The organism is Brevibacterium antiquum CNRZ 918 (genome assembly GCF_900169145.1).
GTDB lineage: Bacteria > Actinomycetota > Actinomycetes > Actinomycetales > Brevibacteriaceae > Brevibacterium > Brevibacterium koreense.
Window position 1 is genome coordinate 63,471 of the sequence record NZ_FXZD01000010.1, and the last position, 24,072, is coordinate 87,542.

The 24,072-nt window shown below is 63.7% G+C and carries 19 protein-coding genes; 9 read left to right on the forward strand and 10 right to left on the reverse strand.

Annotation, left to right across the window (positions count from 1 at the left end; all coding sequences use genetic code 11):
* Positions 1 to 31: 31 nt before the first annotated feature.
* From BANT918_RS13850 to BANT918_RS13860, 3 genes are read right to left on the reverse strand one after another with little or no spacing between them, the layout of a single operon-like run.
* Positions 32 to 1,129, reverse strand: coding sequence for an ABC transporter ATP-binding protein (locus BANT918_RS13850; protein ID WP_101620809.1), 1,098 nt, complete (start codon positions 1,127 to 1,129; stop codon positions 32 to 34).
* Between the two features lie 8 nt (positions 1,130 to 1,137).
* On the reverse strand, positions 1,138 to 2,727 hold the full coding sequence (locus tag BANT918_RS13855; RefSeq protein ID WP_101620810.1) for a xylulokinase: 1,590 nt from the start codon (positions 2,725 to 2,727) through the stop codon (positions 1,138 to 1,140).
* Complete coding sequence (locus BANT918_RS13860) at positions 2,724 to 3,713, reverse strand: sugar-binding transcriptional regulator (RefSeq protein ID WP_167389479.1); 990 nt, start codon at positions 3,711 to 3,713, stop codon at positions 2,724 to 2,726. The genes BANT918_RS13855 and BANT918_RS13860 overlap by 4 nt, the downstream gene beginning before the upstream one ends.
* Positions 3,714 to 3,902: 189 nt before the next feature.
* On the opposite strand from BANT918_RS13860, the gene BANT918_RS13865 reads away from it, so the two are divergent.
* From BANT918_RS13865 to BANT918_RS13885, 5 genes are all read left to right on the forward strand, one after another.
* Complete coding sequence (locus BANT918_RS13865; protein ID WP_101620812.1) at positions 3,903 to 5,261, forward strand: ABC transporter substrate-binding protein; 1,359 nt, start codon at positions 3,903 to 3,905, stop codon at positions 5,259 to 5,261.
* Positions 5,262 to 5,339: 78 nt separating this feature from the next.
* Complete coding sequence (locus BANT918_RS13870) at positions 5,340 to 6,290, forward strand: carbohydrate ABC transporter permease (protein ID WP_101620813.1); 951 nt, start codon at positions 5,340 to 5,342, stop codon at positions 6,288 to 6,290.
* Entirely contained in the window at positions 6,287 to 7,225 is a 939-nt protein-coding gene (locus BANT918_RS13875) for a carbohydrate ABC transporter permease (RefSeq protein WP_208618116.1), read from the forward strand. The genes BANT918_RS13870 and BANT918_RS13875 overlap by 4 nt, the downstream gene beginning before the upstream one ends.
* A gap of 106 nt (positions 7,226 to 7,331) precedes the next feature.
* On the forward strand, positions 7,332 to 8,828 hold the full coding sequence (locus BANT918_RS13880) for a mannitol dehydrogenase family protein (protein ID WP_101620847.1): 1,497 nt from the start codon (positions 7,332 to 7,334) through the stop codon (positions 8,826 to 8,828).
* 82 nt (positions 8,829 to 8,910) lie between these two features.
* On the forward strand, positions 8,911 to 10,551 hold the full coding sequence (locus BANT918_RS13885; RefSeq protein ID WP_101620814.1) for a glycoside hydrolase family 3 N-terminal domain-containing protein: 1,641 nt from the start codon (positions 8,911 to 8,913) through the stop codon (positions 10,549 to 10,551).
* 77 nt (positions 10,552 to 10,628) lie between these two features.
* On the opposite strand, the gene BANT918_RS13890 is transcribed toward BANT918_RS13885, so the two are convergent.
* The 3 genes from BANT918_RS13890 to BANT918_RS13900 form a co-directional block, all read right to left on the reverse strand.
* A complete protein-coding gene (locus BANT918_RS13890) occupies positions 10,629 to 11,552 on the reverse strand; it encodes a C40 family peptidase (RefSeq protein ID WP_101620815.1) in 924 nt (307 codons plus the stop codon).
* A gap of 608 nt (positions 11,553 to 12,160) precedes the next feature.
* On the reverse strand, positions 12,161 to 12,997 hold the full coding sequence (locus BANT918_RS13895; protein ID WP_101620816.1) for a sulfurtransferase: 837 nt from the start codon (positions 12,995 to 12,997) through the stop codon (positions 12,161 to 12,163).
* 71 nt (positions 12,998 to 13,068) lie between these two features.
* Complete coding sequence (locus BANT918_RS13900) at positions 13,069 to 14,328, reverse strand: THUMP-like domain-containing protein (protein ID WP_101620817.1); 1,260 nt, start codon at positions 14,326 to 14,328, stop codon at positions 13,069 to 13,071.
* Positions 14,329 to 14,467: 139 nt separating this feature from the next.
* Between BANT918_RS13900 and rsmA the strand changes: the two genes are divergently transcribed.
* From rsmA to BANT918_RS13915, 3 genes are all read left to right on the forward strand, one after another.
* Positions 14,468 to 15,433, forward strand: a complete 966-nt coding sequence (gene rsmA, locus BANT918_RS13905; protein ID WP_233430500.1) for a 16S rRNA (adenine(1518)-N(6)/adenine(1519)-N(6))-dimethyltransferase RsmA — start codon at positions 14,468 to 14,470, stop codon at positions 15,431 to 15,433.
* On the forward strand, positions 15,430 to 16,380 hold the full coding sequence (locus tag BANT918_RS13910) for a 4-(cytidine 5'-diphospho)-2-C-methyl-D-erythritol kinase (RefSeq protein WP_101620818.1): 951 nt from the start codon (positions 15,430 to 15,432) through the stop codon (positions 16,378 to 16,380). The genes rsmA and BANT918_RS13910 overlap by 4 nt, the downstream gene beginning before the upstream one ends.
* Positions 16,381 to 16,523: 143 nt before the next feature.
* On the forward strand, positions 16,524 to 17,666 hold the full coding sequence (locus BANT918_RS13915) for an alanine--glyoxylate aminotransferase family protein (RefSeq protein ID WP_101620819.1): 1,143 nt from the start codon (positions 16,524 to 16,526) through the stop codon (positions 17,664 to 17,666).
* Between the two features lie 426 nt (positions 17,667 to 18,092).
* Here the strand turns inward: BANT918_RS13915 and BANT918_RS13920 are convergent, their stop codons facing one another.
* From BANT918_RS13920 to BANT918_RS13935, 4 genes are all read right to left on the reverse strand, one after another.
* Positions 18,093 to 19,142: a homocysteine S-methyltransferase family protein gene (locus BANT918_RS13920; protein ID WP_101620820.1), complete on the reverse strand. Its 1,050-nt coding sequence runs from the start codon at positions 19,140 to 19,142 to the stop codon at positions 18,093 to 18,095.
* A gap of 182 nt (positions 19,143 to 19,324) precedes the next feature.
* Positions 19,325 to 20,356, reverse strand: coding sequence for an acyltransferase family protein (locus tag BANT918_RS13925; protein WP_101620821.1), 1,032 nt, complete (start codon positions 20,354 to 20,356; stop codon positions 19,325 to 19,327).
* 97 nt (positions 20,357 to 20,453) lie between these two features.
* On the reverse strand, positions 20,454 to 20,798 hold the full coding sequence (locus BANT918_RS13930; protein ID WP_101620822.1) for a TraR/DksA family transcriptional regulator: 345 nt from the start codon (positions 20,796 to 20,798) through the stop codon (positions 20,454 to 20,456).
* Between the two features lie 22 nt (positions 20,799 to 20,820).
* Positions 20,821 to 22,650 (reverse strand): ABC-F family ATP-binding cassette domain-containing protein, encoded by a 1,830-nt coding sequence (locus BANT918_RS13935; RefSeq protein WP_101620823.1) that lies wholly within the window; start codon positions 22,648 to 22,650, stop codon positions 20,821 to 20,823.
* A gap of 339 nt (positions 22,651 to 22,989) precedes the next feature.
* On the opposite strand from BANT918_RS13935, the gene BANT918_RS13940 reads away from it, so the two are divergent.
* Positions 22,990 to 24,060 (forward strand): BMP family lipoprotein, encoded by a 1,071-nt coding sequence (locus tag BANT918_RS13940; RefSeq protein ID WP_167389480.1) that lies wholly within the window; start codon positions 22,990 to 22,992, stop codon positions 24,058 to 24,060.
* Positions 24,061 to 24,072: the final 12 nt, after the last annotated feature.

A 24,072-nucleotide genomic window follows, 5' to 3' on the forward strand; every position in this document is an offset into this window, starting at 1 on the left:
CTTGCCTCCGCCCGCCTAATGGGCGTCACATTCAGGCCGCGTGGTCGGTCTCATCCGACAGCCGCGCACCGGATTGCGAATCGAAGAGGTGCAGGCGTGAGAACTCCGGGACGACTCTGACCACGTCACCTCTGGCCACGCGCGTGCGCCCGCTGACCCTGGTGACGATCGGCATGTCGCCGGTGCCCGTCGTCGCCCGACCGTGCACATAGGCATCGGCACCGAGCTCCTCGACCAGATCCACACTGACTTCCAGGCCACCGGTTGGTTCCAGACGGAAGTCCTCCGGGCGGATGCCGGCCGTCACCCGATCATCCGTGAGCTCCGAGCGCTGGGCGTGACTCAACCGGATCTCGGACTCACCGATGCGCAGCGCCCCATCCTGGAGCGGCAGGTCAAAGAGGTTCATCGCCGGAGAACCCATGAAGCCGGCGACGAAGAGGTTGGCGGGACGGTCGTAGAGGGCCCGCGGAGTGTCCACCTGCTGCAGGCGCCCGTCAGCGAGCACCGCGACGCGATCACCCATCGTCATCGCCTCGACCTGGTCGTGGGTGACGTAGACCGTGGTGACGCCGAGGCGACGCGTGAGCGAGGCGATCTGTGCACGTGTCTGGACCCGCAGTTTGGCATCGAGGTTGGACAGCGGTTCGTCCATAAGGAACACCTGTGGAGAGCGCACGATGGCGCGTCCCATGGCCACGCGCTGCCGTTGCCCACCCGAGAGAGCCTTCGGCTTCCGATCCAGGTAGGGCTCGAGGTCGAGCAGCTGGGCGGCCTCACGGACACGTTCGCTGCGTTCAGCCTTGGCCACACCGGCGATTTTGAGGGCGAAGGCCATATTCTCCCCGACACTCATATGTGGGTAGAGCGCATAGTTCTGGAACACCATTGCGATGTCTCGCTCGCGGGGTGAGACCCCGGTTACATCGTCGTCGCCGATTCTGATGTGCCCGCCGTCGACGGGTTCGAGGCCGGCGAGCATGCGCAGGGTGGTGGACTTTCCGCAGCCAGAGGGGCCGACCAGGACGAGGAACTCGCCATCGGCGATATCGAGGCTGATCTCGTTGACTGATGGAGTCAGCGCCTCTGGGTACTGGCGCATTGCCTTATCGAAAGTGACTGTTGCCATGGTGAATCTCAACCTTCCACGGGTGCGTGGGCACCCGACGATCCGCGGTGATCATTGTCTGAGTTCTCGTGGGCGGGATTGGTGCGGTCGGTGACGCTGCTGTCGGGGGTGTTTCCGGAGTGGGCGAACGAACGGTACTGCTGACGTACCTGCGATGGTCTCGGGTGCAGGGTCGCGACGAGCTCGACCTGCCACCTCGGCGAGGTTCCGGTCAGTGTCCAGGCCGCTTGTCGGGCGGCTCCGATGGCCACGTACTCGGCCTGTTCGGGCACGTCGATGGGGACGGTGAAGATGTCTCTGGCCACCTCACGGACTGCGGGGTTGCGGGCTGCCCCGCCGATAAGGAGCAGCCGTTTGACGGTCAGACCCTGCCGCGGCACCGCATCGAGTCCATCCGCCAACCCGCACAGCATGCCCTCGACGAAGGCCCGAGCAACGTTCTCCGGGGTCGAATTCGCCAAGGTCATACCTTCCAGGCGGGCTGTCGCATCCGGCAGGTTGGGGGTGCGCTCGCCCTCGAAATAGGGGACGAGCGTGAGACCGTTCGCCCCCGGTGCCGAGGCAAGCGCCAGTGCAGCCACGTCGGTATGGCTGGCTCGCAGCAGCACTGCCGCGGAGTCGAGGACGCGGGCGGCGTTGAGGGTGGCCACCAGCGGAAGCCGCCCACCGTCGGCCGAGGCGAATCCGGCGACCATACCGGAAGGATCGTTGATCTCCAGTCGGGTCGGGCTGAAGACCGTCCCCGAGGTGCCGATTGAGATGACGACGTCGCCCGGGCCGGCTCCGAGCCCGAGTGCAGCGGCCGCATTGTCCCCGGCGCCGGGACCGACGAGGATGCCCTCGGGCGTGTGACCAGCGCTCTCGTGGGGCTCCAGGACACGCGGCAGAAGGATGGCTGTCGGTTCAGGACTGGCCGTGCCGGTTGCCGGTTTCGTGTGAGCTGTGGGTCCAGCCGCTTCGCGTGCTGCGGAGCCGAAGGCCGCATGGAAGAGTTCAAGGTCGTAGCTGCCGGTGACCGCTGAGAAATACGCGGTTCCGCTGGCGTCGGAGGCATCAGTGACGAGTGCCTCGAGGTCGGGTCCTCGGGGAGCGGCCGAGCTGGTCGGTCCGTAGCCCAGGAGCCGCCAGGTCAGCCAGTCATGGGGCAGAGCCACGGCTGCCACTCGGGAGGCGTTGTCGGGCTCATGATCGCGCAGCCACCGCAGCTTGGCCCCGGTGAAGGACGCAACAGGAACGATGCCGGCCCGGTCGACGAACTCATCTGCCCCGATCTCCGCGATGAGTGCCCGTGCCGCTGCGTCGCTGCGCAGATCGTTCCACAGCAGAGCATCGCGGATGACCTGTCCGTGTCTGTCGAGAGTGATGAGTCCGTGCTGCTGTCCGCTGATGCTGACGGCGGCGACGTCAGCGAACCCTCCTGCGTCGCAGATCGCCTGCTGCAGGGCCGACCACCAGGCTTCGGGGTCGACCTCCGTTCCGGCAGGGTGCGGCGCCGATCCTTGGCGCAGGATCTCGCCTGTGTCGGGGTCGACGATGACGACCTTGCAGCTCTGCGTCGAGGAATCAACGCCGGCGACCAGTGTGCTCTCGGCAGTCATCGGGACTCCTCGGGCTGCCCGGCGGTCTGCCCGACGTTCTGTGCCTCGGGGCGCGGACTGTCGAGGATCTCTTGGGCCAGCGCATCGTCGACGATGGCGACGTCGAGGAATCCGGCGGCGCAGGCTGCGCGAACAGCCTCGGCGCGCTGTGCTCCGCGTGCCACACCGACGGTGGTCGCCGCGTTTCGCAGTTGTTCGAGGGTGACGGCGATGACGCGGTCGTCGATGGTGTCGACCTCGGCTCCAGCGGAGTCGAAGAGGCGCCCGGAGGCTTCGGCCACCGCGCCGTCGGCCAGCCCTGCGGCTCGCTGTTCTGGGCTGCATTTCTCCCAGACTGAGGACTGCTCCTTCGCCCACGCGGCGACCGAGACGACCGCGAGATCGAGATCGTCTGCGGCGGCGAGGGCACTGGAGATCTCGGGCAGGGCGCTGAGATCCGCAGTGGTGTCCGCCTCGGTGACCAGCAGAGGTGCCGGCAGCCGAACCATGGTCACGGCGGCATCCTGTCCCAACCGGGCGAAGATCCCGGAGCTGGGTCGATGCGAGCCGAGTTGAAGGGCCCCTGCCAGCTGGACGACTGTGCAGCGGGGGAGCGCGGGGGCGAATTCTGCTGCTGCGTCGAGTGTGCGCGACCAGGCAAGTCCGATGCGCATGCCCGGGCGGGCTCGATGATCGACGTAGGAGAGTGCGGCACGACCCATTCGCTGGGCGGCATCGGTCTCGTGCTCGAGGTCGACGATGACTGCCGACCTCAGCCCGAGTGTCGCCGCGAGCCGTTCGGCTTGGTCGTCTTCTTCGGCGGCATCGGCCTCGATGGAGATCGTGACGACTCCGCTGTCGACGGCCTCCTGAAGCAGACGGGCGATCTGGAATCGGCTGAGTCCGTGCGCTTTGCCCAGCTCCACCTTCGAGCCGCCTTGAATATAGTGCTCTCTGGCCAGTTGGGCCAGGAACCTGCGATGTCTGGCGGTGGGTGCTGTGTTCATGGCTCTCCCTTCCGAACTCACGGCGACCACACTCACGGCAGCCACCTTACCGCTCATATGTGATCTGTTGCACATCTGATCAGATTATGACACAGTATTGCACATGTGAGCACGGATGCTCATATGTATTTCGTCAAGCACACCCGACGGCGGGCAGCAATCCCGCAATGACGAGGGAAGGCAATTACGATGAAGCAGAAGATCACGGGTCGAGCTGTCACAGCGGCGGCCATCGGAGTGGTCGGAGCACTCACACTCGCTGGGTGTGGTGGCGCCGGAGGCAGTTCGAGCGGCGGAGGAAACGAAGAAGTCAACGTTCTCATGGTCAACAATCCGCAGATGCAGGACCTGCAGAAGCTCACCGCCGATCACTTCACCAACGACACAGGCATCAAGGTCAACTACACAGTGCTGCCGGAGAACGAAGTTCGCGCCAAGATCGGTCAGGAGTTCTCCGCTCAGGCCGGCAACTACGACGTGGCCTCGATGTCGAACTACGAAGTGCCGACATACGCCAAGAACGGGTGGCTGACCCCGATGGACGAAGGGGTGGTCGATGCCGAGGGATTCAACCAGGACGACATCCTCGCGCCGATGGCCGAATCGATGACCTATGAGGACCAGATCTACGGAGAGCCGTTCTATGGGGAGGGATCCTTCCTGATGTACAGGAAGGACATCTTCGAGAAGGCAGATGTGACGATGCCGGAGAATCCGACTTGGGACGAGGTTGCCGACCTGGCGGCGAAGGTCGACGGTGCCGAGAAGGGAACCAAGGGCATCTGCCTGCGTGGTCTGCCCGGTTGGGGAGAGATGTTCGCGCCCCTGACCACTGTGGTCAATACCTTCGGCGGAACCTGGTTCGATGAGAATTGGGATGCTCAGGTCGATTCCAAGGAGTTCAAAGAGGCGACGAACTTCTATGTCGACCTCATCAAGGATCACGGCGAATCGGGAGCACCGCAGGCCGGGTACACCGAGTGCCTGACCAACCTGCAACAGGGCAATGTCGCAATGTGGTATGACTCGACGGCGGCAACAGGAACCCTCGAAGCCGATGACTCACCGGTCAAAGGCAAGATCGGCTACGTTGCTGCTCCGGTGAAGGAGACCGAGTCGAGTTCGTGGCTCTACACCTGGGCCTGGGGCATCCAGGATGCGGCCAAGAACCAGGATGCCGCCAAGCAGTTCGTGGCCTGGGCCTCCTCGCAGGACTATGAGGAAACCGTGGCCGAGGAACTGGGCTGGCAGCACGTGCCCGCAGGCAAACGCACCTCGACCTATGAGAACCCGGACTACCAGAAGGCAGCAGAACCGTTCTACAAGCAGACCGAGGACGCCATCAACTCGGCCGATCCGGAGAATCCCGGTGTGCAGCCGCGCCCGACTCTCGGCGTGCAGTTCGTGACCATCCCCGAATTCGCTGACCTGGCGACGGGCATCTCTGAGGACGTCAGTTCGGCGATTGCCGGACGCACCACGGTGGACAAGGCCTTGGAGAAGGGACAGAAGGAAGCGCAGAAGGTCGGAGACAAGTACAAGAAGTGAGAGAAGCGCCGTGGGCGGAGGCGTTCGCGTCTCCGCCCAGGCATCCGGCCCCATTGCACCCATCACCGGAGGTTGTCCATGTCAGCTCCTGCGCAAGATCGCCGAACTCGGGCGGTGCCCGCGCCCACATCGCCTAAGCCCGCATCCTCGAATGCTCGACAGCGGTGGTCTCGGCGAGCCCCGATGCTGCCGGCGCTGATCTTCGTCATCCTCGTCACGCAGATTCCGTTCGCGATCACGATCGTCATCTCGTTCATGAAGTGGAACGCTGCCTATCCCGATGACATCAGCTTCGGCACCCTGCAGAACTACATCACCGTCTTCACAGATGCGGACCTGCTGCGTGCAGTGTTCGTCACCGTTGGGCTCACCGTCTCAGTCGTCCTGGTGTCGGCCGTGCTGGGCTTGGCCATCGCACTTCTCCTTGACCGCAAGTTCATCGGACGCGGGTTCGTGCGCACGCTGATGATCACCCCGTTCCTGATCGTGCCCGTGGCTGCGGCACTGCTGTTCAAGCATGCGATCTTCAACCCTTCCTACGGATTGGTCAACGGACTGCTGACCACTGTCTTAGGTGAGAATGCCCCGCAGCCGGATCTGATGAGCACATACCCGCTGTTGGGAATCGGCATCGTGCTCGTCTGGCAGTGGACCCCGTTCATGATGCTCATCATGCTGGCAGGTCTGCAGTCGCGTCCCATGGACGTCTACGAGGCGGCCCTGGTCGACGGCGCCGGGCCGGGTCAGACGTTCCGATTCATCACGTTGCCGCACCTGCGCCGCTATATCGAACTCGCGGCGCTGCTCGGCACGATCTACATCGTGCAGAACTTCGACACCGTCTTCACGATGACCTCAGGCGGACTCGGAACCGCGAATCTGCCGTATGTCATCTACCAGGAGTTCTTCGTGGCCCAGGACTATGGCGTTGCCTCTGCTGTCGGCGTCATCGTCGTCATCGCATCACTTGTCATTGCAACCTTCGCACTGCGAACCGCGTCCACTCTGCTCAAGGAGGAGAACTCATGAGCACCTCAGACATCACGGCGGCGACAGGAGCCACCGACCCCGCAGCCAACACCGGCCAGGCAGGTGCCGATCGTTCCCGGCAGAAGGCGAGTGCGCCGCGACGTCCGGGGCAACGCAGAATCGGCAAAATTCTGCTCGGTCTCTTGGCCTGGCTCGTGGGGCTCCTCTTCGTGTCCCCGCTGCTGTGGATGCTGTTGACCAGCCTGCATGCCGAGACCGATGCCTCGACGAACCCGCCCAGCTTCTTCGCGCCGCTGACGCTGGACTCCTATGCCAACTTCTTCGGCGGAGGCAGCGGTGCGAGCCCCTGGCCCTCCCTCATCAATTCTGCGGTCGCGGCGATCGTCTCCACCCTCATCGTGTTGGTTCTGTCGACCATGGCCGCGTACTCGCTGGCCATTCGCCGGATCCAACGCTGGTCCGACGTGCTGTTCTTCCTGCTCTCGACCAAGATGCTGCCGATGGTCGCGGGGCTGCTGCCCGTCTACCTGGTCGCGCAGGCATTCGGCATCCTCGACACCTGGCTCCTGCTCATCATCATCTATTCGGCGATGAACATGCCCATCGCAGTATGGATGATGCGATCGTTCCTCGCCGAGGTGCCGGTGGAAGTGCTCGAGGCCGCTGAGCTCGACGGTGCCCGGCTTCCCCGTGTCTTCATGCAGATCCTGTTGCCGCTGACCGCTCCGGGCCTCGCGGCCACGGCACTCATCTGCTTCATCTTCTCGTGGAACGAACTGCTGTTCGCCAATGTCCTGACCTCGACGGCAGCATCGACCGCTCCCGTGTTCCTCACCAGTTTCGTCACCTCCCAGGGACTGTTCCTGTCCCAGGTATGCGCGGCCTCGCTGATCATTTCGGTGCCGGTGCTCGTGGCGGGCATCGCCGCCCAGGACAAACTCGTCCAGGGCCTGTCGATGGGTGCAGTCAAATGATGCTCAACCGAATGCCCAACCGGTTCGATCAACGATCAGGGAAGAGATGATGATGAAACCCACGGATGCCCTCCATCCCACGGACTCTGGTCACGAAGGCCGTGACATGCTGCCTCTGCACGAATCGAACCTTGACCGGATTGCGGCACGCGGAGTCACGGTCCCCGACTACGACCGGAGCGCAGTGACTCCGGGCATCGTGCACTTCGGAGTCGGCGGCTTCCACCGGGCCCATATGGCAATGGTCATCGATGACCTCATGAGCGCCGGACGTGCCGCGGACTGGGGAATCGTGGGAGCCGGTGTCCTGCCCCACGATGTGCGCATGCGAGACGCGCTGGCCGGACAGGACCACCTCTATTCGCTGACGCTCAAACACTCCGACGGCACCCGCGAACGACGGGTCATCGGGTCGATCATCGACTACCGCTACGGACCCGACGATCCGCAGGGACTCATCGACCTCCTCGGCGAGCCGGCGATCCGCATCGTCTCGCTCACCGTCACCGAGGGCGGATACAACGTCAACCCGGTGACCGGGGAGTTCATCTCCGACGATGCGATGATCGTCGCCGATGTGGCCGCACTGGCCGCTGGGCAGCTGCCGGGTACGGTCTTCGGATATGTGATCGAAGCCCTGCGCCGCCGCCGAGACGCAGGTGTGGCCCCGTTCACCGTGCAGTCGTGTGACAACATCTCGGAGAACGGACAGGTGGCGAAGAAGATGTTCGGCGCCTTTGCCCGTCTCGTCGACCCTGAACTCGCTGACTGGATCGACGTTCATGTGGCCTTCCCGAACGCGATGGTTGATCGCATCACCCCGGCCACCACAGATGAGGACCGGGAGGACCTGCGTGATGACGCCGGGTTGCTCGATGCCTGGCCCGTGGTCGCCGAACCCTTCTTCCAATGGGTACTCGAGGACAGGTTCACCTCGGGCAGGCCCCCATACGAACTGGCAGGTGTCCAGGTCGTTGACGACGTCAGACCTTACGAGCACATGAAGCTGCGTCTGCTCAATTCCGGGCATCAGGGGCTGGCCTACTTCGGCCTCCTCGCCGGCTACACCTATGCCCACAAAGCGATGGAGAACCCCGATATCGCCTCTTACCTGCGCAGATACATGGACGAGGAGGGTTCGCCCAGCCTTGAGCCGTTGCCGGGCATCGACCTCGACGGGTACAAGGACTCACTCATCGAGCGCTTCAGCAATCCCGAGATCCGCGATACCTTGGCCCGCCTCGGCGCCGAATCCTCCGACCGCATCCCCAAATGGCTGGTCCCCGTCATCGGTGACAATCTTGCCTCGGGCGCACCGGTCGAGGTCTCGGCCGCGATCTGCGCATCCTGGGCCCGCTACGCCGAAGGCAGCGATGAGCAGGGGGCGGCGTTCACCATCGTCGATCGCTTCGGCGAAGAACTCCAGCAGGTCGCGAGGTCGCAAGCAGAGGACGCCTTGGCCTTCGTCCGGCAGGAGCAGTTCTTCGGCACCCTGGTTGACGAGCCCCGCTTCACCGGGCACTACCTGGCAGCCCTTGCCTCCCTGCACGAACGAGGTGCGAAGGAGACCGTCCGCCGACTCGCCGCCCACGAGAAGCTCTGAAGCAGCGCCGAACTCTGAGTCAGCGCAGTCACGCCCAGCCAGCCTTAGCCCCCGGTTGATCTTCGGCGATTAGCATGGTGATATGCGCCCCAGACTTGGCATCATCGCTGCGACCGCTGTGCTCGCCCTGACCGGTTGCTCCGGTGGACCCTCCGACCCGCAGCCGGAGAAGACTGGGGGAGCCGGAGCACCGCAATCGGCGCAGAGGGCCGACCCCGAAGAGGCTGCCGATCCCGCGGATATCCGCCCTGCTGACTTCGCCGCTGAGGCGAAGAAGATCGTCGATTCGTTCTCCACCGCTGAGCTGGCTGGGTCCCTCATCATCGGCACCTGGTCAGGTGCCGATACGCAGACCGGGGTGAATCTGCTGAAGGACAATAACCTCGGCGGGGTCATCATCATGGCCGACAATCTGCCCAAGAAGCCGACTCCCGACCAGGTCAGGGGCGTCACAGAAGCAATCAGTGGGGCCCGCTCCCAGGGCCAGCCCGTGTCGATCGGCGTCGATCAGGAGGGTGGTCCGGTGACGCGGCTGAGTACCGGGGCGCTGCCGTTTCCACCACTGATGGCGCTTTCGGCCGCCCAGGACCCCGAACTGACGCAGACCGCGACCAAGGTGCAGGGGCAGAACCTCACCGACCTGGGCTTCACCATCGATTTCGCCCCGGACGCTGATGTCACGACCGGTGAGAAGGACGTGGCCATCAACGTGCGTTCGGCCGGGGACGATCACAAGGCCGTCGCCGAGGTGGTCGCCCAGGCCGCGACCGGATACCACCTCGGCGGTGTCGCCAGTTCCGCGAAGCACTTCCCCGGCCACGGTCGTCTTCACGTCGACTCGCACGAGGGCCTGCCGGTGTCGAAGAAGAGCATCGAGGAACTCGAGGACACGGACCTGCTGCCGTTCAAGTCCGCGGTCAAGGCCGGCATCCCGATGGTGATGATGGGGCACATCGGCCTGCCGGATGCGAAGACGACGCCGGCGACGCTGAACACAAAGGCCTACCAGTCTCTGCGGGACACGCTCGACTTCGACGGAGTCATCATCACCGATGCCCTCAATATGAAGGCTGTGGACCAGAGCCAGGGCGGGGGAGAAACCGTCAGAGCGCTGTCTGCCGGCGCCGATCTCGCACTCATGCCACCGGATTCCGCAGCCGCACAGCAGGCAGTGGTCAAAGCGATGAAGAATGGTGACCTGAAGACAGTCGAACTGCAGAAGAAGGCCGAGCGTGTGGTGGCGATGCAGCTGGCCACGGCCGAGGCCCAGAAGGCGGTCACCGAAGCCGAGGATTCTGGTGGGAGCGACTCCGGGCCAGCCGGTTCGAAGGATCCGCAGGAGGTACTGACCGAGGTGGCCGAGAAGTCACTGACAGTCCTCAAAGGCGAGTGCGCATTTGAGGGCACCGACTCGATCTCCATCGTCGGTGGCGGTGAGAAGGAGAAGACCGCACTGGCCGCGGCGGCGAAGGCTGCGGGACTTGATGTTGGTTCCGGTGGCACGAGCGTGAGCCTGAGCCCGGACACCCCCGCCGAGGTGGCGGTCGGCACCGCTGCACCGTGGACGATGCGCAATACCTCGGCAAAGTCGGCGGTCACGGCCTATGACAGCAACTCCAATGCGTTGAAGGCCGTGGCGAAATGGCTCAAGGGCGATCTCAACGCCTCAGGCAAGCTGCCTGTGGACTACGAGGGAAGCGACAAGGCTCCGGACTGCAGCTGAGGCAATCGGATACACAAAAACTCCCCGTCTGACTCGAGGACCGTCGAGTCAGGCGGGGAGTTTCTGTGTGAACTGGATCAGAGAACGCGGATGAAGGTGACGTTGCCCATCCAGCTGTAGCTGCGCTTCGAGGTGCCTGAACCTGGGGAGCCGGCATCGTACATCTGTCCGCCACCGGCGTAGATGCCGACGTGGCCGGGGTGCCAGATGAGGTCACCGGGCTTGGCCTCCGACTGGGAGACGACTGTGCCGGATGCCTTCTGCGCTCCCGAGCTGCGAGGCAGGTTGACGCCGACCTTGCTGTAGACCCAGGAGGTGTAACCGGAGCAGTCCCAGCCGCCCTGTGAAGTTCCACCGTAGACGTATGGGGTGCCGACGCCCTTGGCAGCCCAGCCGATGACCTGCTGAGCCTTGGAGCCGTCGATCGAACCGGCATTGTCAGACCCGGAGTCTTTGCTCTCGCTCTTGTCCGACTTGTCTGACTTGTCCTTGTCGCCGGAATCCGAGGAACCGGTGTTGGCGGAATCGGAGGAATCGGTGTTGGCGGAATCGCCCGCCTTGTCCTCGGCGGGCTCTGGGCTCGGAGCCGCCTGTTCGTCAGCCTCGTCCTCGGTAGTCTCAACGGGTTCTGGCTTCGGCTTGGGTTGAGGCTTAGGAGCGGCTTCAGCAGTGACCTTCTGGACGTCGACACCGAAGGAGGAGTCCCCCTTCTTGTCCTTGTCCTGAGAAGATGAGCCTTCGCCAGCAGTGACGGTCGCCGACTGGTTCTTGAACTCGACCTGTGTCTGAGCTTGTGACTCGGCGGAGACTGCGACGTCGTCGTCGGCTCCCTGACCTGCTGCCGGAAGAACGGCTGCTGCGAGCAGACCACCGCTGGCAGCGACAACGGCTGCGCGACGCCCGAAGACGGCGGAGTTGGCATTCAGGATTTCGGTCAGTTCGGTCAGTGGGGTCTTGACCTTGGCTTCTGCGGCCCGGCGGCCATGCTGCTTAATTGCCACGTTTTCCTCTCGTCACCTGTTGGAAGAATCCCAACCGCCACTTTCGGTCCTTGAAGATTTCACATCGAGCGTGGCGTGCGGCTCTCGCTGTGAAGTCGTCACTTTCGTGTACGACCCTCACAACTGTAACCAATCAGTGACCCAATGTCACGTTTTTGTTATAAACGAGCATCCTTCCGAGATGATTCTGTAAAAGTCCAGGTCAGGGTGCTGATCATTGTCTAGATTTTTGTAACATTTGATCACTGGTGCGTATATGTCAGAGGTGAAATGCCGCACTTGTGGCGGTGTTCGAGAGTTTTATGTAACAAATCGGCTTACATGGCAATCGTGTGCGGACGGATCACGGACCACATCTGGCTGCCGCCGCCCAAGGGCGATTGGTGGCCGCTGGTCAGGCAGTGCCGCACCGTGAACGACCAGTGCCGCACCGTGAACGACAAACGGTCGGTATGGTCTCTTCGAATTCAGCGCTGAGTTCGAAGAGACCATACCAACCGTTGCACGGTTCGGGTGCGGACTCGGTTCGGGTGCGGACATGGTTCGGGTGCGGACGAGTTTGGAGACTGCGGCTCGGGTGAGACTGCAGCTACGTCAGCCCCGTCGGTTCAGGCCCCCGTGGCGACCGGGCGGTCGGGATCGGAGGACCAGCCCGACCAGCTGGCCGGGTAGAGGCTCGCCTCGACACCGAGGCTCGCCAGAGCCAGGGCATTGTGGCAGGCGCTGACGCCTGAACCGCAGTAGACGCCGACGGGCTGGTCGAGAGCGCCGAGAGCCGAGAAGCGCGAGCGCAGAGATTCCTCGTCAAGGAACTTGCCATCGGCGGTGTTCTCGCTGGCGGGCGCGTTCGTGGCGCCGGGAATGTGGCCGGCCTGTGAGTCGAGCGGTTCGCTGTCTCCACGGAAACGCTCGCCGGCCCGCGCATCGAGCAGGACTCCCGTCCAGGCCGACGCAGCATCGGCGTCGATGACGGGCATCGAATCGGGGGAGATCGTCACGGTGCTCGGCTGCACGGGGGCGCCGACTCCGGTGGCCAATTCCCCTCCGGCCGCAACAAATGCGTTCAGGCCGCCGTCGAGGACCCGGGCCTTCATTCCCGCCCACTGCAGCAGCCACCATGCACGGGCGGCTCCCTGGCCCGAATTGTCGTCATAGACGACGACCTCGGTGAGCTGGTCGATGCCCCAGGCCCGGACCTGGTCCTGGAATGCTTCGGCAGATGGCAGCGGGTGACGTCCCGCGGTGGGGTCGTTCTCGGAGTGTGCGGCGAGTTCCGTGTCCAGGTCGACGTAGATGGCTCCGGGGATGTGCCCGGCGGTGAAGTCGTCGCGGCCGTCGGGCTTCTGCAGTGTCCAGCGGACGTCGAGCAGCCTCGGCGTGGATCCATCGTCGGCGAGGCGAGCGAGGAGTTCGTCGGCGGTGATGAGAACGTCGGAGCGGTTCATGGGGACTCTCCTGGTGGGGTGGGACTAAGGGCGTAGAGCAGCGGTGGATCAGTTGAGCAGGGTGAGGCGGTTCAGCAGGGTTGGGTCAGGAGGACGACATGACGGTCACCCAGGCGGGTGAATACCAATGTCGCTTTGTCTCCTGCCGGCAGTTTGAGCTGACGCCTGACCTGGTCAGGAACAATATCAGCTCCGCGTTTTTTGATCACGACCGAACCGATGCCACGGCTGACGAGGGCCTTGCGCAGGCTGGGGATCTTCGCGGGCAGCACATCGGTGACCTGATAGGAGGTGACCCCGGCCGCGGCCGGCCCGGTGGGTTCGACGTCGGTGGTCAGATAGGCGATCTTCGGGTGGACGCGGCGAGCCTGCAGCGGTCCGCACAGGGCGGTGACGAGCCCGGCGCGCACGATCGCCCCGTCGGGTTCCAGGAGGTAGTGGCCGACTTCGCCGACGCCGTCCTCATCATCGTCGGGCAGATCGTCCTCGTGGACGAGGAGCGTGCGGTCGCCCATGACGAGGGCACTGCGTCCGGGACGCTGCCGGGCGGCACCGAAGTAGAGGCAGACCTCGACGACTTCGCCCAGGTGGGAGACCCATTGCGCCTCGGCCTCATCGGGGATGAGGCTGTGGTCGAGCGCTGGTCCGAGCTTGACCCCCGCGGCCTTCGCCGCGATCGCCTTGTCGATGACCCATGACAGGGAAGGGGAGAAGTCTTCGGGGTCGAAGATGCGTGCGGTGGACCCGCCTTTGGTGCCCTTCCCGACCGTGCGGCGGGCCGGGTCGAACCACAGGGCGTCGAATGCAGACGTGTCGATGTCTTCGGCGCGGGCATGGTCGACGCTGGCATTGGTCAGGTGGCGGAGGTTGAAGCTGGCGATGGCCGCGGTGACCTCATCCGCGTCGACGGCGGTGACCTGGGCGCCCATCCCGGCGAAGGCGAAGGAATCGACGCCGATCCCACAGCCCAGATCGGCGATCGTGGGTGCGGGGTCTGCCGCATCAGGACTGTTGTCGGTGTCCTTGTCGCCACCGGTGTCCTTGCCCTCGCCGAGGAGGCGGCGGGCGTGGTGGGCGGCGACCGGCAGTCGTGTGGCTTGGGCCAGACCATCGCGAGTGAACAGCATGTCTTCGGCGAACGGGCCGAGCTTCTTCACAGCGTCCTTGCGCAGCTGAGCCTGTGTGAGCAGGCCGGCGGTCACCTCGGCGGAATAGCCTTCCTTGCGCAGCGCCGAGGATCGGGCGAGCTCATCCGCAGGCAGGTCCTCGATCCGGTCGAGCCGGTCGAGGACGGAGACGTCGAGGAGTTCGGTGAGTGTCTGCGGATCCATACGTTCACCCTATCGTCCTGGCGTCAGTCCTCTGACTGCGATCATCCGTCCTGTGACTGCGATGGTTCAGAGTACAAGGAAATGGCGACAGGAGCCTTCGGTGATTGTGCCTGTCAACGAGTGCTGTAAGTTGTTGGCTGTGACGTTATTGACCGCACGCGACATTCGCGAAATCGCCGCCGACATCGGTCTGCGCCCGACTAAGCAGAAGGGGCAGAACTTCGTCATCGACCCCAATACCGTGCGCTCGATCGTTGCGTCCGCGAAGCTTGCCGATCACAGCAGCGTCGTCGAGATCGGTCCCGGCCTGGGATCGCTGACGTTGGGTCTGCTGGAAGCCGGACACCATGTCACCGCCGTTGAGATCGACGATGTCCTGGCCGCACGCCTGCCGGCGACGGTTGAGAAGTATGGGCAGACTGCAGTCGCTGCCGACGAGGCCGCGAACTTCGAGCTGGTCAACGCCGATGCGCTCAAGGTCACCGAATTGCCGACGGCCCCCGACGCGCTGGTCGCGAACCTGCCCTACAACGTTGCGGTCCCAGTGCTCCTGCATTTCCTCGAGGTCTTCCCGAGCCTCACGTCGGTGCTCGTCATGGTCCAGCTCGAGGTCGCCGAACGCCTCGCCGCGGGCCCTGGATCGCGCACCTATGGTGTGCCCAGCGTCAAGGCTCAGTGGTATGGCGACGTCACTCTGGCCGGACGCATCGGCAAGAACGTGTTCTGGCCGGCCCCGAACATCGACTCCGGACTCGTCCACATCGACGTGCCCCGCACCCACCGTGACCCGGATCAGCGACGTCGCCTGTTCAGCGTCGTCGACGCAGCCTTCGCCCAACGTCGCAAGACCCTGCGCGCGGCCCTGGCAACCTGGGCCGGCGGTCCCCAGCGGGCAGAAGAGCTCCTGCGCGCTGCAGGCATCGACCCGAAAACGCGCGGCGAAGCCCTCGGCGTCGATGACTTCGAACGACTCGCCGCAGCGGGCGCAGCATCGGAGCGCGGCGCGACGTCGACGAGTGCAGCCGCGGGTGCGACTTCGGGCAACACCCTCACACCGGACGACGAAGGCACACACGAAAACCCACAGGAAAGCGCACAGTCATGAGCGCACAGCTGCACTCGAGCCCGACGACCCTGACGCCGGTGAAGGTGCGGGCACCGGGCAAAATCAACGTCCACCTCGGCGTGGGCACAGCTGGCGACGACGGATACCACGAACTCGCGACGGTGTTCCAAGCGCTCAACCTCAATGAGACCCTGACCCTCGTCCCCGGCGGCAGCGCTTCGATCGTCGTCGGCGGCCGATATGCGGACGCCGAGGTGCCCCAGGACGAGTCGAACTTCGCCCGGAAGGCCATCAACCTCCTCATCAGCGCCCTCGAAGACGAACGGGATGTCGACGTCCTGCGCGACCTCGACATCGTCATCGACAAACAGGTGCCCGTCGCCGGCGGCATGGGCGGCGGATCGGCCGACGCTGCCGCAGCACTGTGCGGTGGGGCCCACCTCATCGGGGGAGTCGACGAGTCGATCCTCCATGACTGCGCGGTCGCCGTCGGCGCCGATGTCGCCTTCCTCCTCCACGGGGGAACGGCCATCGGCCATGGCCGCGGGGAGAAACTCACCCCCGTCCTCACCCGCGGATCATTCCACTGGGTCATGGCCACCTCGGCGAGGCAGCTGTCCACGCCGGCGATCTACTCACGTTTCGACGAACTCACACCCGACCCCGAACCGGCCGTCGTGCCCGCCGATGTCCTCGCGGCGCTCGCCGCTGGCGATCCGGACATCTTGGCGACGGCGGCAGCCAACGATCTGACTGATGCCGCGATATCGGCGATGCCCGAGCTCGCCGAGGTGATGGAGGCCGGGCGCGACGCCGGTGCGCTCCTGCCCCTGCTCAGCGGCTCGGGTCCAACGATCGGCTTCCTCGCCCGCGACGCCCATCACGCACTTGAACTTGCGGTGCTGCTCCAGGCCACGCGCGGAGTCAAGGAAGCGCTGCGAACCACGGGCCCGGCCCCCGGCGCCCATGTCATCGACCACCTGTGAGCCATCGGTCATCGACCGCTTCTGAACCATCGACCGTTCCCGAAAGTTGTATGTCGGTGAACTCGGATCACAGGCAAACCAGCTGGTGGGATTCGCTGCCCGGATAGTGGCCCAAACTTCGTGAACGTGGCAATGTGGGAGACATGACTTTGCCACATGAAGATGTTGACCCAGACGGCCTGCTCGAATACTCGGTGGTCTTCACCGACCGATCGCTGAACCACATGTCGGGGCGATTCGTCTCCGTGATGCAGGACATCAATCGCGTCCTGCGCGAGGCATACGACGCCCATAGTGTGGCCATCGTCCCTGGTGGCGGCAGCTACGCCATGGAATCCGTGGCCAGGCAGCTCGCGACGGGCAAGAAGTGCCTCGTGGTCCGCAACGGACTGTTCTCCTTCCGCTGGTCACAGATCCTCGACGCCGGCTCCATCGCCAGTGAGACGACCGTGCTCAAGGCCTCACCGCTCAGCGACGAGCACCAGTCGGCCTGGGCTCCGGCCCCCATCGCCGAGGTGGTCGCCGCCATCGAGCGCGAACGACCAGCCGTCGTGTTCGCACCCCACGTCGAAACCGCGTCCGGGATGCTCCTGCCCGATGATTACATCCGCCAGGTCGCCGACGCGGTTCACAGCGTCGGCGGAGTCTTCGTCCTCGACTGCATCGCCTCGGGTGCCGTGTGGGCCTCTCAGACCGATCTGGGCGTCGACGTCCTCATCAGCGCACCACAGAAGGGGTGGAGTGGTTCACCCTGCGCCGGCTACGTCATGCTCAGCGAAACCGGGCGTGCCGCGGTTCAGGAGTCCACCTCCTCGAGCTTCGCCATGGATCTGAAGAAGTGGCTGTTCATCGCCGACGAGTACGAAGAGGGCCGGGCGCCGTATCACGCGACGATGCCGACCGATTCGCTGGCGCACAACGCCAAGCTCATGCTCGAGACCGAGGAGCGCGGCTTCGACAAGCTCTCAGCCGCCCAGTTCGAGCTCGGCGACCGGGTCCGCACAGTCTTCGCCGATCGTGGACTGTCTTCTGTCGCGGCTCCGGAATTCGCCTCGCCCAGCGTGGTCGTCGTCCACACGGACAATCCGAAGCTGGCCACCGGCGCGAGCTTCAAGGAAGCCGGAGTTCAGATCGCTGCCGGAGTTCCTCTGCAGTGCGACGAGCCGGAGGACTTCTCGACCTTCAGAATCGGTCTCTTCGGTCTCGACAAGCTCGGCGACATCGACGGTTCGATCTCCCGTCTCGAGGCCGCACTCGATTCGATCGGCGTGACGCCGCAGGGCTGATGCTGCTTGCTTCGTCGCGAAGGCGCGGGTAGCACCACCGTAGGTAAGCGCGACGCCATGTGACTCACTCCGCACACCAAGAGCGCCAGAACACCCCGTTGCACAGGGAGGTTTTGGCGCTCTTGGTGTGTGATGATCTCCGGGCAGCTTCGTCGCCGCAGCGGGGAAGAGGTTGTTCCTCACTGCAGGCACTATTCCTACCCGCAGTTCCGCTGCACACACTCAGCGCCAAAAGGTCCCGTTGCACAGGGGCCTTTTGGTCCCGTTGGTGCGCGGTGTCGAGTGATGCGCGGTGTCGAGGAGAAGATGCTGGTTGCCCACGCGTTCGCGACTTGGGCGGAGGCAGCCTGTACTCGGGCAGAGGCAAACTGCGCTCAGGCGGTGGTGCCGGATACTGCGTTCAGGCGGTGCTGCCGGATACTGCGTTCAGGCGGTGGAGCCGAGGGCGACGACGTTGTCGGCGAGGCGTTCGTTGTCGCCGTACATGAAGTGGTTCTTCATGTTTTCCGAGAACCGGCTGGCATCGGTGGTCAGGCCGACCGCCTCGGCGACCTCACGGATGTGCATCGGAGTCGCGCCGCAGCACACGCCGATGTAGTTGATGCCCAGGTCGTAGGCTTCCTTTGCGAAGGAGCCGATCTCGTAGCGGTTCGTCTGCAGCGGATCGAGAGCCGTGGGGAAGGTGCGCCCATGCGGCGAGTGGACTGCGGCATGAAGATCGGAGAGGTTGAAGAAGGTGGGCTCATCGGCCGTCGTGCGGTAGGGGATGGGCAGGGCACCGACGTGACAGGACACTGCCGCACGGATCTCCTTCAGCCACGGCAGCATCGTGGCGGGTCCGCGGAAGCAGTTGAGGCCGACGACGTCGACGCCCAGCTGTTCGAGCTTCTGCGCCGTCTCCACGATGCCCACACCGTCGGCCATCTGCTGAAAGGCCATAGGTGCGAGGGTGAGGACGACGGGCAGGCCGCTGGCCTTGGCGATCTCGGCCGCAGCAATGGCCTCACCGGCGAAGTAGAAGGTCTCGCCGACGATGAGGTCGGCGCCTTCGTCCACGGCCCACCCCACCATCTCGGTGAACATGGAACGGACCTCGGCCTGGCGTTCCGGATTCTCGGGATCCCAGATGTTCGAGTTCGAGATGTTTCCGGCCATGAAGTTTCCGGGTTTGGCGTCGGCAACGCTGCGGGCGATCTGCAGGGCGGAGCGGTTGAGAGGTTCGAGCAGATCCTCCTTGCCGATGACCCGCATTTTCTCGCGGTGACCGTTGTAGGTGAAGGCTTCGACGATGTCCGAGCCGGCGCGCTGGAAGTCCACGTGCAGTGAGCGCAGGGCATCGGGGAATTCGAGTGCGACCTCGGGCACGAACTCTCCTGCGGACAGGTAGCCGCGCTTTTCGAGTTCGAACAGGAATCCTTCGGCGCAGATCACTGGTCCGGCGTCGAGGCGTTCGGTCAAGGGGTTGGGCTGAGTCATGGGTGCTCTCCGTATGGAAGGTCGAGGACGGGCGATTGAACTCGCTCAGGCGCAACGCCCGAACTCTTCGCATACAACCATCTTTGGAAGAGTTGCCGACGTCACATCGACATAATGGAGTCATATGACGCTCGGAGTCGTCTTCTAGCGACTCCGGAGCCTCATATTGCTAGGGGAGGGGCCTACGAAGAAGTCTTCTCCGAGTGTCTGCCGGGCTTCGGACGCAATGGCGCAAACGGGGCGAGCAGCAGTCGGGTCACGGTCGAGGAATACCAGCGCAGGGCTCTCTCGAACGGACCCCAGGACAGCACATATGTGGTGAGCAGTGCCAGGGCGAGACAGATGATGAAGATCAGCGGGGAGCTGAGCACGTCCTGACTGTCATCGAGGAGTGGCTGGAGACCGCGGACGACGAACCCGTGAATGACATAGATTGCCAGGCTGTGACGGCCGATCTTGGCAATGTACGTGTCCTTGTCGCCCACCCACATGAGCAGCATCAGAGTCATCAGGACAGAGCCGATGTCGATGATGAGTCGGAGGCCGACGCCTTCGGGAACGCTGACATCGAAGTGAGCGAAGTTGAGACTGCCGTAGAACCAATAGTGATCGACGTTGTCGAGGTAGAAGTAGCCGATCGCGCCCAGTGCGGCGGCCGTGAAGAACAGCTTCTGCCAGATGCGCAGGCTGCCCGCCCAGTCGAGGATCTGCTTGCCGTAGAGCTTGCCGATGACGAAGAAGGGCCAGAAGATCATGGACCGCGAGGCCGAGAGCTCCATGTCGAGGATCGGCAGAATTCCGCCGAAGAGGCCCACCACCACCGAGGTGACGAGGATCGTTCGTGGGAATCGTTCGATGAACGGCACGGTGATGATCCAGTACGCCATGGACAGCAGGAACCACGAGTACCAGAACGGAGTCAGGAAGCTGTAGTCGGGATCAAGGCCGAAGATCGACATCCACCCCCACAACAGGGGCAGCACGGTGAACAGCAGGACTAAGAAGGTCAGGACGCGTTCGGGCAGCCTCGTCGACTTCGCCGTGATCCCGGCCAGGAAGACGAAGGCTGGCATGTGGAACGAATAGATGAGGTACATCGGCGCACGGAGGACGTCGTCATCCCAGGGTCCGGTCCTGGCCAGCAGGTGGCCGAGGACGACGGTGAAGATGAGGATGCCTTTGGCGCGGTCCAGTCTGTGATCTCGTGTGGGCACCACGCCACGATAGCGTGCTGGGCCTGCGAAACATAAAGATTTCACACCGCTCCAAGACAGAGGTCAGGTGCCATTCAGCTTGGAAGCAGTCGTACTTTCAGCGTGCGCAGGCGACGCAGGTCGGTGCGTAGGGGCGAACCTCCAGTCGCACCTCGGGTATCGGGTTCCCACAATTGGTGCAGATTCCGAAGCAGCCGTCATCAAGTCGCTGCAACGCCTGCGCGATGGCGCTCAGACGCTCCTCGGACTGGCGCAGCAGAGTGTCTGCCTGAGACCGTTCGAAGGCGAGGGTCGCCCCTTCAGGGTCGTGCTCATCGTCGCTGTTGTCGCCCTCGCGTGCGGCCGAGAGATCCTTGATGTCCGAGGATAGGGCGGCGATGAGCCGTCTGGTCTCGGAGTCTTCGGCATGCAGGAGCTCCCGCATCCGATCCGAGTCGACCATCACCCCTCGTCCCCGTTCTCCATCAGGCGTCGAGGGTCTCGTTGGCTTCGAGCCAGCGCTCTTCCAGCTCGGTCATTTCGTCCTTGAGCTCCTGCAGGGATGAGGTGAGTTTCTGGAGTCCCTCGAAGTCGGTCTGGTCATGGTCGGCCATCTCATCGTGGGCTCGCGCGATCCGCTTGCTCAGCTTGTCCATGCGGCGTTCGATCGAGGAAACCTCTTTCTTCGCCGCCCTGGCCTCGGCCCCGGAGAGCGTGTCCGCCCCTGTGCCGGCGGACGCACTCGCACCGCCAGGATTAGAGCTCGCTGCTCCTCTGCCGGAGACGGTTCCCTTCGATCCACCGGATTTGGCGCTGTCGGCGCGCAGCTGAAGGTATTCGTCGACGCCTCCTGGCACGTGCCGCAGGCCATGATCGAGGATCGCGTACTGCTGATCGGTGACTCGTTCGAGCAGGTACCTATCGTGAGAGACGACGATCAGAGTAGCCGGCCAGGAGTCGAGGAGGTCTTCCATCGCCGCCAACATATCGGAGTCGACGTCATTGGTCGGCTCATCGAGGATGATGACATTGGGTTCGGACATGAGCAGCAGGAGCAGCTGCAGCCGGCGCTTCTGTCCTCCGGAGAGCTCTTTGACACGGGCCGAGAGGTGCTCCTTGGCGAAGCCGAGGCGTTCCAGGAGCTGTGCCGGGGTGTAGTCCTTGCCCTCGATGGTGAAGCTCGTCTTCGATTCCGACAGAACTTCACGCACCTTCTGCCCGGCGATTGCGTCCAGTTCCTTGAACTGCTGGTCAAGGACTCCGACCTTCACGGTCTTCCCGCGCTTGACTCTGCCCTCATCCGGTTCGAGCTCACCCGAGATGAGACTGAGCAGGGTCGACTTGCCAGCACCGTTGGGCCCCAGGATTCCGGTGCGTTCGCCAGGACCGATGCGCCAGGTGACGTTGTCGAGGATCTGCTGGTTCCCGAAACTCAGGGACACATCAAGGAGGTCGACGACGTCCTTGCCCAAACGGGCGGTCGCCATCTTCTTCAGTTCGATCGGGTTGCGCACCTCCGGGACATCGGCGATGAGCTGGTTTGCTGCTTCGATTCGGAACTTCGGTTTCGAGGTGCGGGCAGGGGCACCTCGGCGCAGCCATGCCAGTTCCTTGCGCATGAGGTTCTGGCGCTTCTGCTCAGTCGCGGATGCGATCCGGTCACGTTCGACACGTTGGAGGACATAGGCGGCGTATCCGCCCTCGAAGGGTTCGACGATCTGGTCGTGGACCTCCCACGTCTTGTTGCAGACCTCATCGAGGAACCATCGGTCGTGAGTCACCAGCAGCAGAGCTCCGGAGTTCTTCGCCCATCGGTTCTTGACATGCTTGGCCAACCACGAGATGCCATCGACGTCGAGGTGGTTGGTCGGCTCATCGAGGATGAGCAGGTCCCAGTCTTCGATGAGCAGTGCCGCCAGAGCCACACGTCGGCGCTGACCGCCGGAGAGGCTGCCGATAGTGGCATTCCAATCGAGGTCGGCGATGAGGCCTGCGATGATGTCGCGGGCTGCGGCGTCGCGGGCCCATTCGTGGTCGTCCATGTCCCCGACAACGGAATAGCCGACGGTCGCTTCGGAGTCCATGGTGTCGCGCTGGCTGAGCATGCCCAGACGCATTCCGCCGCGGTAGGTCACTCGCCCCGAATCGGGTGCGATGGTGCCGGCGAGCATGCCCAGCAGGCTCGACTTGCCGTCGCCGTTGCGGCCGACGATGCCGATCATGTCCCCGGCGTCGACGCCGAGCGTGACGGAGTCGAAGACGATGCGGGTGGGGTATTCGAGGTGCAGGGCTTCAGCCCCGAGAAGATGTGCCATAACGCCCTCTAGCCTAGAGCACGAGCCGTCTGGGACCAGCATGCGCGGGTAGTCGTCGGGTAGTCCGCGGGTAGTCCGGGGACCGAAGCCAGAGTCGGTGTCCGGGGTGGGGCGAAGGCAGGGGCGGAGTCGAGTGAACATGAAGTTATGTTGCGTTTTCATATCGGTGTCGAGGAATCCGATGCTATCGGCCCCTGTTTAGGGCCTGAGTTGCATTAGACTGACGGGAAATTCATTGAAATATGAGTGATCATCCAGTGGTTTCACAAATTCGGCGGAGGACTCCGTGCCTCGATCGACGCCATTGTTGGTCGTGAGAAACTTGAGAAAAGAGTAAAAGTGAAGAAGCTTGTATCTGCGGTGTCGATTGCCGCCGCATCTGCCCTCGTGCTCTCCGCCTGTGGCTCAGGAGACAGCGGCGATTCGAAGGCCGAAGATTTCCTCGGCTGCATGGTCTCGGACTCCGGTGGCTGGGACGACCAATCGTTCAACCAGTCGGGCCGTGAGGGACTGCAGGCGGCGGTGGACAACCTCGGCATCGAGGAATCACTGGCCGAGTCGCAGGGCGACGCAGACTTCAAGCCCAACGTCGACAACATGATCCAGCAGGGCTGCAACCTCACATTCGGTGTCGGGTTCCTGCTCGAGGACGCGATCCAAGAGGCTGCTGAGGCCAACACGGACCTCAACTTCGCACTCATCGACTCCACCTTCTCCGATGCTGACGGCAAGCCGGTCACCCTCGACAACGCGAAACCCGTCGTCTTCAACACCGCCGAAGCCGCCTACCTGGCAGGCTACGTGGCAGCGGCATCGTCCGAATCCGGCAAGGTCGGCACCTTCGGCGGCATCCAGATCCCCTCGGTGACCATCTTCATGGACGGATTCGCCGACGGTGTCAAGAAGTTCAACGAAGAGAATAAGAAGGACGTCAAGCTCCTCGGCTGGAACAAGGAGAAGCAGGACGGATCGTTCTCCGGTGACTTCGAGAACCAGGGCCAGGGACAGGCACTGACCAAGCAGCTCATCTCGCAGGGCGCCGACGTCATCATGCCCGTCGCCGGTCCTGTCGGACTGGGTGCAGCCGCTGCGGCGAAGGACGCCAAGGACGTCAAGCTCATCTGGGTCGACTCCGACGGATACGAGTCCACAGAATACGGTGACATCATCCTCACCTCGGTGGTCAAGAACATCCCCAACGCCGTCGAGGACACCGTCGCCGAAGCCCAGGAAGACAAGTTCACCTCCGAGCCCTACGTCGGCACTCTCGAGAACGAAGGCGTCGGACTTGCTCCTTACCACGACTTCGAGGACAAGGTTCCCGAGGACGTGAAGAAGAAGGTCGAAGAGCTCGAGAAGAAGATCATCGACGGATCGCTGACCGTGGATTCCGAGAGCACGCCCAAATAGGCGAATAGGTTA